7 protein-coding genes are annotated in these 13,087 nt (G+C 46.0%); 4 read left to right on the plus strand and 3 right to left on the minus strand.

The window, feature by feature from the left end:
- Window positions 1-69: 69 nt before the first annotated feature.
- A complete protein-coding gene (locus tag B0I18_RS14725; RefSeq protein ID WP_106523600.1) occupies window positions 70-1,170 on the plus strand; it encodes an FAD-dependent monooxygenase in 1,101 nt (366 codons plus the stop codon).
- 153 nt (window positions 1,171-1,323) lie between these two features.
- Here the strand turns inward: B0I18_RS14725 and B0I18_RS14730 are convergent, their stop codons facing one another.
- The 3 genes from B0I18_RS14730 to B0I18_RS14740 all read right to left on the minus strand — a co-directional run bounded on the left by B0I18_RS14730 (window position 1,324) and on the right by B0I18_RS14740 (window position 10,496).
- Window positions 1,324-7,743 (minus strand): right-handed parallel beta-helix repeat-containing protein, encoded by a 6,420-nt coding sequence (locus B0I18_RS14730; protein ID WP_106523488.1) that lies wholly within the window; start codon window positions 7,741-7,743, stop codon window positions 1,324-1,326.
- A 207-nt stretch (window positions 7,744-7,950) separates the two neighbouring features.
- Window positions 7,951-8,583 carry a response regulator gene (locus B0I18_RS14735; protein WP_106523489.1) on the minus strand — a complete coding sequence of 211 codons (633 nt, stop codon included), beginning with the start codon at window positions 8,581-8,583 and terminating at the stop codon, window positions 7,951-7,953.
- Between the two features lie 167 nt (window positions 8,584-8,750).
- Entirely contained in the window at window positions 8,751-10,496 is a 1,746-nt protein-coding gene (locus B0I18_RS14740) for a tetratricopeptide repeat-containing sensor histidine kinase (RefSeq protein WP_181358481.1), read from the minus strand.
- Window positions 10,497-10,811: 315 nt separating this feature from the next.
- On the opposite strand from B0I18_RS14740, the gene B0I18_RS14745 reads away from it, so the two are divergent.
- The 3 genes from B0I18_RS14745 (at window position 10,812) to B0I18_RS14755 (ending at window position 13,026) form a co-directional block, all read left to right on the plus strand.
- Window positions 10,812-11,303: a hypothetical protein gene (locus B0I18_RS14745; protein ID WP_106523491.1), complete on the plus strand. Its 492-nt coding sequence runs from the start codon at window positions 10,812-10,814 to the stop codon at window positions 11,301-11,303.
- Between the two features lie 172 nt (window positions 11,304-11,475).
- On the plus strand, window positions 11,476-12,060 hold the full coding sequence (locus tag B0I18_RS14750) for a hypothetical protein (protein WP_106523492.1): 585 nt from the start codon (window positions 11,476-11,478) through the stop codon (window positions 12,058-12,060).
- A gap of 162 nt (window positions 12,061-12,222) precedes the next feature.
- Entirely contained in the window at window positions 12,223-13,026 is an 804-nt protein-coding gene (locus tag B0I18_RS14755; protein WP_342749507.1) for an AraC family transcriptional regulator, read from the plus strand.
- Window positions 13,027-13,087 lie beyond the last annotated feature (61 nt).

Here is a 13,087-nt window from a genome sequence, read left to right on the forward strand (position 1 = left end):
TTAGTTATTGAATTATTTTATTCGTAAAAATACAGACAATTTTGCATGGTAAAACAAAAAATAATTGATATGAAAAAGCAGGTTTTAATATCAGGAGCAAGTATTGCCGGCTTAACCTTAGCCTATTGGTTGCATAAATATGGCTACAAGGTCACCGTTGTTGAAATTTCAAATGGCTTGAGAAGAGGCGGATCTCCTATAGATGTAAGAGGGGTAGCCTTAAACGTCGCAAAAGAAATGGGTATACTGGAGAAAATAAAGGCGAAAGAATTTATGCACACGGATGAAATTGTAAACGCGAAAAATGAAACAATCGTTACGTTTTCCTTAAATAAGCAACCCGAATATCTCGGTGATATTGAAATTCACCGGGATGATCTGCTGGAGATACTCTATGAAAACATCCCGACGAATGAAGTGGATATTATATTTGACAACAAGATTGAAAAACTAGTGCAGTACGATGACAACGTGGAGGTAACGTTTAAAAATGGGGATAGCAGCACTTTTGATTTTGTTTTTGGTGCAGATGGAACTCATTCTGCCGTAAGAAAGCTGGTATTTGGCGCGGAAGAAAAGTACTCAAAATTTTATGGTGAATATTTTGCATTTGCAGAAGCGCCGAATATTAAAACCAAACCCAACGTAGGGTTGATATACAACGAGCCATGTAAGTTTGCGGCGCTCTACCCGTTTAAAAATGCCGTGAATGCGCTTGTTGTTTTCAGATCGCCCAAACTGAATTGGGATCACAGGAATCACGAACAGCATAAACAAATTTTGAAAGAAACTTTCCAAAACAGCTCCTGGAAAATACCTGAAATTTTAGACGCCATGTTGCACTCCGACAATTTATACTTTGATGAAGTTTGTCAGATTCACATGCCTTCGTGGACACAAGGGCGGGTGGCATTGGTTGGTGATGCAGCACATGCAGCGAGCTTCCATACAGGAATGGGCACGAGTCTGGCCATGCAGGGCGCCAGTATTTTAGCAAAAGAATTGTATTCAAATGATCATTACGAAACTGCATTCGCTAAATATAATGACACTTACAGACCGTTTGTGGAAAGTGTGCAGGCAAAAATTTACCGTGGAATAAATTATCTGGTACCCGAAACAGAGGAAGCGATCCAGGAGGCCTACAAACGGTTTATGATTAAAAAATAAAGCATGAAGCCTTGGGTCGGAACCTGATCCATACTGTGCCCGGTAGCAGCGTTTCAGTATTCCTGTAGCTTGATTTTTAGTTTGTAATTTAGAATATTCGACTCTTTAATAGCCGCATGTTGCATATTTACAATGTTCAAGACACACCCTGCGTTATGGGCTAACCTTTGAAAAATGGCGCGTCAATTTCGTGGATGATGTTTGGTAAATAAGGACATAAGTCCCTTCTGCCAAAGCTGCAATATCAAACGAATACAAACCCGCGCGGATAATAGCTTTCGATTGCAGCAACCGGCCATCTATACTATAAATACCGATCGTAGCCGCCTCATCACTACCGGTGCAGTTTACAAACAGTTCTTGATTTGCAGGGTTCGGATATACACTCATCGTTATGGCATTAGCCGCATCAGCCATCCTGACTTTTACAATCTGGCTGTGAGTAAACACACCATCTTTGTCCACCATTTTTAACCGGTAGAAATTATCCCCCGTTTGCGGCTGCCGGTCGATGCTGTAATATTTATTACCACCACTACCCATCGCATTTACCGACGAGAACGCCGTAAACCGGTTACCATCCGTACTTTTTTCCACCTCAAAATGATGGGTGTTTTGCTCATTAGCAGTTTGCCAGTTAAGCAGTACCATGTTGTTCAATAGCTTGCCAGTAAAGGCAATCAGGGTAAGCGGCAATGGTGTAGTCGTATTAGTTGATGCAAAAAAACCGCTAAAACCCGTTACGGGGAAGGTTGTTTCCCAACGGCTGCGGACAGCATTCCACGCCAGTGTTGGGGCGATCAGTACATTGGCCGGACCAACACCGTCCCAACCCGTAAAACTGCCGGGGGCGCCGGTACTGCTGCTGCCATGTTGCTGAGTAACGCGGAAATTGCCCGCCGCAGCATCGGTTGGATTTGCAGGCAGGGCAGGCAACGTGCCGCGGTTGGTATTGTAATCATCAAAATCGGCCTGGGTAAAATAGAGCGTAATCGTGGCTGTGCCCGTATTGGCCACGGTAGTATTGGCCGGTGTAATATCGTAGTGGCGGCGCACATAGCGTTGACTATTGTACGTAAGTGCTGTAGCATCAACGTACACTTTAGCTGTAATACTGCCCGATGCAGGGGCCGGATTGATACTGGTAAGGGTTGCTATAAGGCTGCTGCAATCCTGAGCGTAAAATTGTGTACCTGACTGAGTCTTTGTTGTGGCAATAGTGGCGCCGGCTAAGCTGGCGCTGGTATCCGCGCTATTGTCTGTTGCTTCGTAAGCACCTATATCAACAGTACCCAGCTGTATGCGGGCATTTCCTGCTATGTCCATAGTTATACCTACAGGAATACTGTCGTTTCGCCCCGCATTGATGGCGGGGCTGCAGGGCAGCAGGCGGTAATCTCCGGTTGTAGCAGGTGCTGCTGATGCCGGTTGTGGGTTTACAAACAACGGGTCGGTATTACCATTGATGTTTCCCATACCGGTGTTGATACCCTGTACTAAACTGTAGCTGATAACAGGTGTACTGTTGTAATTATAAATGCCCGAGCTATTACCATAAATGATCGTATTGGCTATGGTAGCATTGGTGGTGTAATTAGACATGCCACCGCCGCTACCGGCATTATTTCCCGAAAAGGTACAGCTTGTCATGGTGAGTGCGGAGGAGGTGTTATACATCGCGCCGCCGTTGCCTGCCGTATTACCCGAGAAGGTACAGTTTATTAAGGTGGGCGCAGAGCCGGTGTTATACATCGCGCCGCCATGGTTGGCAACACTATTTCCCGAAAAGGTGCAGTTGGTTATGCCGGGCGCAGAGCCGGTGCTGTACATCGCACCGCCGTAGTCCCATGCAGTATTTCCCGAAAAGCTACAGTTGCGGAAAGCCATCCTGGTATTGCTGTTATTGGAGGCTATATCCATTCCTGCCCCCCTATTCTGAGTAATGAATGTAGTACCATAAATAGAATAGAAGCTACCATTTGCATTACCGGCAGTTACGGTTATACCATCTACCACCACGCTATCGGCTTCGGCTGCTAATCCTGCAATCACCATTACGTGGAAGCTGTTGTCGGCATTATTGCCGGCCGCATTAATATCCCCGCTGATGATAGTTGGATTTGTAACAATGTTGCGGACGCCGCCACCTGTGGGATAGCCGCCATATATTTTCAAACCACCTCTTGAAATAAGGAATGTCGAATCCCTTTTAGTGCCGGTTTGCGTTCCGGTAGGATAATAGGTGCCTTTAGTAACCAAAATTGAATCTGTAAAATCGCAAAGCTGCGCTGCTTTAAGGGCATAGGAAAGTGTTTTAAATGCCGTACTCCATGTGGCGCCGTTGTTCGCATCGTTGCCATTGGCACTGTCCACATAAATAGCAACGGTAGTGGCTGCCGCAATGCCCTGGTATTCGTAAGCACCCATATCTACGGTGCCATTGTTGTATCGGCGGGCATTACCATCCAAATCGATAGTAACGCCGTTAGGAATAGCGCTATTATTACCCTTGTTAATAACCTGGCTGCAGGGTTGCAGGCGATAATCTCCGGCTGTAGTAGGTGCGGCTGATACAGGCTGTGGGTTTACAAACATTGGGTCGGTATTGCCATTGATATTGTTACCCGTACTGGTGGTAGTACCCTGCACCAAGCTGTAGGAGATAACCGGTGTACTGCCGTTATTATAAATCCCCGAACTATTGCCAAAAATGATGGTATTGTAGATAGCAGGATTGGCGTAGTTGTTATAGATCCCGCCGCCATTGCCGCTGACTGCGGCATTACCCGAAAAAGTACAGTTCGTTAGCGTTACCGGGGAATAGGAGTTATACATCGCGCCGCCGTCGTATCCGGTATTACCGGAGAATGTACAGTTCATTATGGTTGACGGGGAAGAGGCGTTATGCATCGCGCCGCCGGCGTACGCAGTATTACCCGAAAAGGTACAGTTCGCTACGGTGGGCGCGGAGCCGGAGATATACATTGCGCCGCTCCCGAGATAGGCAGTATTATCCGAAATGGTACAGTTGCGGAAAGCCATCCTGGTATTGCCATTATTGGATGTTACATGCATTCCTGCTCCGCCGGACTGATCAATGACGATAGCGCCGTAAGTAAAATTGCCGCTCCCATTTGCATTACCGGCGGTTACCGTTATGCCATCGACCACGACACTATCGGCTGTGGCGGCTAATCCGGCAATCACGATTACGTGGTAGCTGTTGTCGCTATTGTTGTTAGCTGTGTTGATGTCCCCGCTGAGGATGGTTGGGTTTGCCGCAATGTTGCGGGTGCCGCCACCTGTGGGGTAGCCGCCATATATTTTCAACCCGCCTCTTAAAATAAGGAATGTAGAGTCCCTATTGGTACCGGTTTGTATTCCTGTCGGGTAGTAAGTGCCTTGCGCTATCAGAATGCTATCCAGATTAGCGAAACAAGCGGTATTTGCAACTTTAAGTGCATAGGATAGTGTTTTAAAGGCAGCCCCCCAACTGGTCCCGGTATTTGTATCATTTCCGGCAGCACTATCTACATAGATTACGGGATTGACAATTACTATGTTTGTTTGAATTTCGTAAGCACCCATGTCCACAGTTGCGCCAAATATGCGCGGATTACCGTCCAGATCGGTAGTGATACCGGCAGGAACAGCACTATTATTACCCACATTCATAGCGGGGCTGCATGGTAGTATCCGGTAGTCGCCGGCTGTGGTGGGTGCGACAGATGCGGGTTGTGCGCTTACAAACAGCGGGTCGGTAGTATCAGGCAGATTATGGACATTAGCCATATTGCTGCTATAGTTATACCCTTGCACCAAACTATAAGTGATGACCGGGGTACTGTTGACATTAGAAATCCCCGAACTATTGCCAAAAATAATGGTATTGGAAATAGTGGGCGACGAGAGGTTGTTAAACATCGCGCCACTCAGGCTGCCCGATGCGGTATTTCCCGAAAAGGTACAGTTCGTTATGGCGGGTGCGGAGCCGTAGGTGTATATCGCACCGCCAACGTTGGCGGCATTACCGGAGAATATACAGTTCTTCAGGGTTGAGGAGGAGGAGGAGTTAATCATCGCAGCGCCGTAGTAGGCAGCATTTCCAGAAAAAGTACAGTTTGCCATGGTGGGGGCGGAGAAAGAGTTATACATTGCGCCACCCTGGTCAGCTGCAATATTTCCCGAAAGGATGCAGTTGCGGAAAGTTATTTTGGTATTGCCACTGTTGGATGCTGCGTGTATTCCAGCTCCGGTATTCTGGTTAACAACGGTAGTGCCATAAGTAACAATGCTGCTGCCATTTGCATTGCCGGCGGTTACGCTTATGCCATCCACTACCACACTATCGGCTGTGGCAGCTAATCCGGCTATCACCATCACGTGGAAGCTGTTGTCGGTATTGTTGCCGGCAGTATTTATGTCCCCGCTAAGGATTGTCGGGTTGGCTGCAATATTTCGGGCGCCACCGCCTGTGGGATAGCCGCCATATATTTTTATACCGCCTCTTTTAATGAGGAATGTTGCATCCCTGTTGGCGCCGGTTTGCGTTCCCGTAGGATAATAAGTGCCTTTTGCCACCAAAATGCTATCGGTAAGATTGCAAAGTTGCGCTTTGTTAAGCGCATACGATAGTGTTTTGAAGGCAGTTGCCCAGGTACCTCCGCTGTATGCATCACTGCCGTTGGCACTATCTACATATACAGTTCGAAAAACTGTACCTGAATTGGCAGTTTGATACTCATAGGCGCCCATATCTACCGTGCAGCCCATAATGCGGGGGTTGCCAGCAAGGTCAATTAATGGTGTATAGCCGACACTGTCGTTATTACCGGCATTGACGGCCGGTGAGGAAGCTTGCAGGAGGTAATTTCCGGCTGTGGTAGGTGCCGCCGATGCAGGCTGTGGATTTATAAACAGCGGGTTGGTACTGCCATTGATGTTGCCGGGACCGGCGGCGATGCCCTGCACCAAACTATAGGTGATGACTGGTGTGCCGCCGAAATTCAAAATCCCTGAGGTGTTGCCATAGATGATGGTATTGGTTATAGTGGGATTAGCGGTTCCATCATAATTATTTATGGCCCCACCTCCAGCGTTGGCCCTATTGCCGGCAAACGTACAGTTTATTAAGGTTGGCGAACAGTTAGAAAGGTTATACATACCGCCGCCGTTGAAGCCTGCGGCATTGCCCGAAAATGCACAGTTCGATATGATAGGTGAGGAGTTATTCTCATTATGCATACCACCGCCATGCAAGGTTCCGGTGTTCCCCGAAAAGGTACAGTTCGTTAAGGTCGGCGAAGAGGCGTAGTTACTCATCCCGCCGCCATAGGTGCCGGCAGTATTCCCCGAAAAGGTACAGTTCTTTAGCGTTGGCGAGGAAGAGTAATTATCCATCCCGCCGCTGGAGGTGCCGGCAGTATTCCCCGAAAAGATACAGTTCGTTAGCGTTGGCGAGGAGGCGTAGTTATCCATCCCGCCGCAATAGGTGCTGGCAGTATTCCCCGAAAAGGTACAGTTCGTTAAGGTTGGTGAAGAGGAGTAATTGTACATTCCGCCAGCGTTGTCGTCTGATTTATTCCCTGAAAAGGTACAGCCCGTCAGGATTGGCGATGAGCTTCCGAAGTTCGTCATCCCGCCGCCGTAGTAACCCGTAATATTTCCCGAAAAGGTACAGTCCGTTAGGGTTGGCGATGAGCCGTTGTTGTTTTCCATCCCACCACCGTCGGTCCCCCCGGTATTTTCCGAAAACGTGCAGTTTGTTAGGCTAGGCGAGGAGTTTACGAAATTACTCATCCCGCCGCCGGCAGAGCTTGCTGTATTTTTCGAAAACATGCAATTCTTTAGCGCCGGCGAGGAGTTGGAGTTACATATCCCGCCGCCATATCCATATGAAGACGCAAAATTGTTCGAAAAAGTACTGTTCACTATCGTAGGCGATGAACTCAGGTTATACATTCCGCCGCCCCGTTCAGATGCAGTATTTCCCGAAAAGGTAGCGTTGCGGAAGGCCATTTTGGTATTGCCGTTATTGGAGGCTACATTCACTCCTGCTCCGGCATTCTTATTAATGACGGTAGTGCCATAAGTAAAACTGCCGCTACCATTTGCATAACCCGCGGTTACGGTTATCCCATCTACCACAACGCTATCGGCTGTGGCAGCTATACCAGCTATCACCATTACGTGGTAGCTATTATCAGCATTGTTGTTGGCTGCATTTATGTTGCCGCTAAGCATAGTCGGGTTTGCAGCAATGTTGCGGGTACCGCCACCGGTGGGGTAGCCGCCATATATTTTTATGCCACCGCGTGTAATCAGAAAGGTACTGTCGCGATTAGTGCCGGTTTGTAGTCCGGTGGGATAATAAGTGCCCTGGGCAATGTATAGGGTATCACTTGTAGCAGCCGCATTGGCGACTGCGAGCGCACTGGATAAATATTTGTATGCATCTGTCCATGAACTGCCGTTGTTGGCACCTGAGGCGGTGTTGTCCACGTAGCGTACAGTCGCATTACTAATAACAGGTGTCCACAGCAGCCATGCGATGACCAGGTATATTTTTCTCATAAAAGCGTATCCTTTAGTTAGGATTACACAAAACTAAAGTGCGCCTGAACGGAACGCAATAGCGAATAATAGCTATCGCCAATGTGGTGGGACAACGGCAAAGCGGTGAGCAATATACAGTTGACCATATGCGCGGAGGAGTTTGCGGTAAGGACTCTACTGTTTTCAATGACCGATGACTAATAAGCCAGCGACCAATAACCGGATCTATACCAGGCGTTGCAGTATGGCGATTTTAACTGCTTCGGTGGCGCTGTTCACGTGCAATTTTTCGTAGATTTTTTTTATATGGTTGCACACCGTATAGTAGGCTATATTACTTTTCGCGGCAATCATTTTATAACTGTGCCCTTCAACAAGCAGTTTAAGAATGTCTTTTTCGCGCTCGCTTAACTTATACGATGGTGATACCGGCTCTTCTCTAAAAAACTGCAACACTTTTATGGCAACAGTCCCGGTCATAGGAGCGCCGCCGTCAAAGGCTTCCCGCAACTGCTCTAATAGCTTGTCCGGCGGTGTCTTTTTAAGCAAATAGCCGTTTGCACCTGCTTTTATAGCTTCAAATATATTTTGATTATCATCAAAAACTGTTTGCATAATAACCGGCAAAAGGGGGTATGCCGACTTGATCCGGGAAGTGCCGTCTATACCATTTCCCCGGGGCATATCAATGTCCATCAATACCATATCGGGTTCGGTTTGTGCAACATGAGTAACCGCATCGGCTGCACTGGCGAATGCGCCTACGCATTCCATATCGGGGCACATATTGAGTAGCATAGAAAGGCTGTCTCTTCGTGTGGTATCGTCATCAAAGATGATAATGCGCTTTTTGTTCATACCTTAACTCCTGTGGATTTTTTGGGTAAAAATAATCCCCCCGATACAGGGCGATAGCCTGCAAAGCTATGTGCATTTTAGGAGGATATGCAATAGCTAATATTAGCTATACGGGAAAGATAAGCAATTAACAACTGGCGGTAGATGAAGCAGTTCTTAGGGAACAATTACCCAATAACAGGCAGGGTAAGCACTATACTGGTTCCGGTATCCGGATGACTCAGGATGTTAAGCCTGGCGTTAATCTCATCGGCTCTCCGCTGCATATTTACAAGGCCGTTGCCTGCCTGTTTTGCCTTTGGATCAAAGCCGGTCCCATCATCTTCAATGGTCATACATAAGCTGTCCTGGTCGATTTTGAACGAGATGGCTATTTGCCTGCATTGGCTGTATTTAACCGCATTATTCACGGCTTCTTTATAGATGAGGTAGATATTTTTCCGCATGTCCATTTCTGAATGTAAGTGCGCAATTGCTGCGGCGGCATTAAATGTGAATTGTACATCCGCATTCTCCGCCATATCGGCACCAAAGGCGCGCATCCGCGCCAGTACCTGGTCCATCGCATCCAAACTCGGGTTTACACTCCAAATGATATCGCTGATATTTTCCTGTACGTTTTGTGTGGTGGCTTTTATTTTTTCCAGAATATTTTTCTGTACATCCGGCTGCGGCAGCATCAGGAGCGACTGGGTATAAAGCGATATGCTGCTGAGGGTGCTGCCTATATCGTCGTGCATATCGGCACTAAGGCGTTGCCGGAGTTCCATCGTGCGTTTCAGTTCCTCCACATGTTTTTTTTCTTTTTCCCGCAGGTTCCGGTAATATCTAACCACTAAAAAGGCCGTAAACGCCGATGCAAAGATGGCGACTAATGCCCACATGCGTATCCGTGACAGTTGTTTGTAATTATCCAGTTTTTGTTTTTCCTCGGTCAGTGTTTTCATGTCTGCACGCTGTTGCGCACGCATAACCAGTAAGCTATTGAATATGGAATCACTTCGTTTAACATCGCGCATGGCCGAGTCGAGATAGACCAGGGCAAGCTGAGGGTTGCCGGTAAGTTGCTCATATTTGCTTTTAACGAGAAAATATTTTTCATACTTTAATAAGTAATTGGTTTCGGCAAGGTATTTCCGGGCAAGGATGAGTAAGGCATTTGCCCTGCCCCATTTTTTTTCTGTAAGATAAATATCAGCCAGGGGAATAGCAGCGCCCAGGGCCAATCCTTTGTCGCCAACCCTCAGCGCCCCATCCAAATCAATTTGTATCAGCGGCCTGGCTTGCTGGAATTTTTTTTGAAGATAATGGCAATAGCCTATGTTACCCAAGGTTATGGTCCGGTTTATATCGGGCATCTTTTGTTCTACCGTTGCATCCAATGCTTTCTGCAGATAATAGATCGCGGAATCCGGATTGTTCAACTCGATAAAACACACCCCGATATTGTTATAAAAGTCCCATTTTCTATTGGTATAAGGCTGGCCTTTCTTCATTAGTTCGATGGACTTTTTGTAATTTCTAAACTTGTAATATGCTTTAGCTATTTCCGAATAATATTCAGCGTAGCCCGTAATTGCCCCCGGGCCATGCAATTCCATTAATTTTTCTACTTCAAGAAAAACGGCAAATGCCTGTTCGTAATTCCGATGGGCTTCAAAATATTTTTGGGCGCAGACCACGTAACCCATTGCCTGCAGGTTAGGCAACTCTTTATACGCCTTGTTTATCTTATCTAAAAACGCATCAACCTCTGCGGGATTTTTATCTTCATGCCCGTAAAAGCTCATTATCGCAACAAATGCAAGCAGCTCGTTGTCTCCTGTAGCTTTTGCCTGTTGCTGCCAGCGTTTTTCAAGCGCGGGTCTTAACGCAATGCTATCTATATAAACAGCTCTTAACGAGTCTAACATCAGCCCTTTTTTATAGGTGCCGTTCGTTTGAGCGTTTATAAAAGTGCCTTGTATTATACAATAAAAAATAAGTATGTAGACTAGTCTCATCTGTAATGATATACTATGCACTACGAATATAAAACTGATTTAACAGAAATCAGCGTGTAACATTCTAAATTCAATGTACCAGTTTGATCGAAAGCTACGCTACTGCAATAACTGGAAGAAAAAGTCATCAGCAATTTCTGTAATTTGTAAATTCAGGCAAATTTTTCACCGGAGGCACACATCAAAAAAAACCGGGATCCGCAAGAATCCAAAAGCTTACTGAATATGGCAAACGATATCATTAAATTATTACTTCAACTCGTGATCCTGGGTATTGTTGGTGGCGGGGTCTCTTATTTGTACAACAGGCTTCAAAAGAACAGGGAGCTGGTACTCAGTTTAATCAGCCAAACCTCGAACGTTCATACGGATTTTCTGGCGCTTCGCTATAAATACAATGCATTTTTCGATGACAGCGGCAAACCCATCAGGAGCGGTTTGCAGCCCGATGATATCGAAAAAATAAAATGGAAATACTATGAAGAGGTCTGCATCCTGCTCAGCAGGTTCCAAAGTTTAAAACCACTATTGAATAAATTTCTACCGAAAAATAATACCGACATTTCCATGATAGACGGATATTATCAAACTTTCCGCAGAAACGTAAGAAGTAACCAACCCATCTTTCAAACAGAGGAGGGTAAAACAGGTGAAGGATTGAAAGCGTTAAAGACATTGCATTATCACCTGGTTAGAACATTGGCAGACAAAACATGAGCGAAGACATGGTTACCTTAAATAACAGTTACGAATTAACTAATCAGGATCAGATTGAATTTACCCGGTAGAAAACTGTAGCTGTTGTTCCGTAACGACCTTGTTCTTGAATATCTTTCATTTTATGCATAATCGATACACTATCCCCAGGTATTCGTTCCTCCACATTTCGATGATCATCGTGGTTATACACCTACTGGCACAATGGCCCTGCACCGTAGATGCAAAAGACAATCCGGATCACATCGACAATAGATTTAGTTATCAGGAGTTTCAGGGCAACAAGTTTACCTGGTATAATGGCATAGATACGGATTACGTGATGGATCCGATTGCCGATACGCTTGTTTACTTCCTATTTATATATCCCCAAAGAATCGTGAGGGTAAATGAAGACTCCGTCCAGGTAAAAGAGCTTGCCAATTTCGAAGGTGAGGGCTCCCCAATAAAGGACTATTTCAAGAAAATGTTCAGCAAGGAGATTCCGGCCCTGCTGGATACCATAGAAGCGCTATGCTTCAGACACCTCGTTATTGATGATCAAGGTAAAATTATTTTTTATGAAGCACGATGGTACCGGCAAGAAGAATATCATGAAATAGAAGACCCGTATTTTTTAGATAAAATTGCTTCGATAATCGCACGAAGCGGTCCGTGGTTAAATCCGAAAAAGAGCAAAGAACATTCCTTCGGCTATATTCCCGCCGGCTTTACCTTATATATTAAACAAGGGGTAACTGTTACTGATGAACAGTAAGCATAAGGACAGATATATGCAAAAACGGGCACTTACCAACGATGTGGTAACAAAACGAAAAATCGGTGTATGTCCTGCTCAAAAAAATTGTAATTTTCCTAAGCCTTAATGAATCGTCTTCAGACGCAAACGGGCCACTGTAATCCATTACACGCATTTCCGATGATATACAAAGAAATAATACCACCGCCCATCCTGCAACCTTATATCCACCAGTTGCTGCTGATCAAAAGCGAGGGTAAGACGGCAGGAACAACAGCGTTTAAGGTATTTGCAGATGGTTTGCCCGGTCTTATATTCCAACAATATGCCGGTTCATTTTGTGATCGGGATGGCAACCCATTACCGCAGCTGTTCGTACACGGATTGACAACAAGGTATTCCGAAAAAACAGCAACGGGCGCGTTCTACAATCTTACTGTGCGCCTGAAACCCTATGGACTAAAAGTGCTTTTCGGGGTTGATGCCCATTTGCTCACCGACTGTTATCTACCCCTGGAGACATTGGTAAAAAATTCCCTTGCTGAAAAACTTAGCGAAGCCATAACGCTGCATGATAAGATAGCAATACTGAATGCTTTTTTTATTGCCCGGATCGGCGCCGGCCAGGATAGTGAGCAGGCGAAGATCGCACAGGTTGTCAAAAAAATCCACAGTACCAACGAAGATTTATCCTTAAGTAGTATCCCGGCTATGCTGCGCATTTCGGAGCGTTCATTGGAACGCCTCATGAAGCGTTATGTTGGTGTTAGCCCAAAACTTTACCAGAGGATAGGCCGCTTCCAAAACACATTGACCCATCTTTATAATAACCCCACCGATCGGTTAACCCGGCTGGCCTATGCCCATGCCTATTCCGACCAATCACATTATATAAGGGAATTTAAACAATTCGCGGGTATGTCGCCGGGCGCCTTTCGCAAAAGGGGATTGTCGCAGTTGCGCAACTTCCCGGAATGGCGCTAAACGGCTGTCGGATTTATACTATTCCCGACGGATTGCCTGTGCGTCCTTTGCATAAAAAAGA

The organism is Taibaiella chishuiensis, assembly GCF_003014535.1.
Lineage (GTDB): Bacteria > Bacteroidota > Bacteroidia > Chitinophagales > Chitinophagaceae > Taibaiella > Taibaiella chishuiensis.

What these genes read in the sequence shown, in the direction of transcription:
- B0I18_RS14725 (WP_106523600.1), top strand. Translation starts at nt 70, where the DNA reads ATGAAAAAGCAGGTTTTAATATCAGGAGCAAGTATTGCCGGCTTAACC.
- B0I18_RS14730 (WP_106523488.1), bottom strand. Translation starts at nt 7,743, where the DNA reads ATGAGAAAAATATACCTGGTCATCGCATGGCTGCTGTGGACACCTGTT.
- B0I18_RS14735 (WP_106523489.1), bottom strand. Translation starts at nt 8,583, where the DNA reads ATGAACAAAAAGCGCATTATCATCTTTGATGACGATACCACACGAAGA.
- B0I18_RS14740 (WP_181358481.1), bottom strand. Translation starts at nt 10,496, where the DNA reads ATGTTAGACTCGTTAAGAGCTGTTTATATAGATAGCATTGCGTTAAGA.
- B0I18_RS14745 (WP_106523491.1), top strand. Translation starts at nt 10,812, where the DNA reads ATGGCAAACGATATCATTAAATTATTACTTCAACTCGTGATCCTGGGT.
- B0I18_RS14750 (WP_106523492.1), top strand. Translation starts at nt 11,476, where the DNA reads ATGATCATCGTGGTTATACACCTACTGGCACAATGGCCCTGCACCGTA.
- B0I18_RS14755 (WP_342749507.1), top strand. Translation starts at nt 12,223, where the DNA reads ATGATATACAAAGAAATAATACCACCGCCCATCCTGCAACCTTATATC.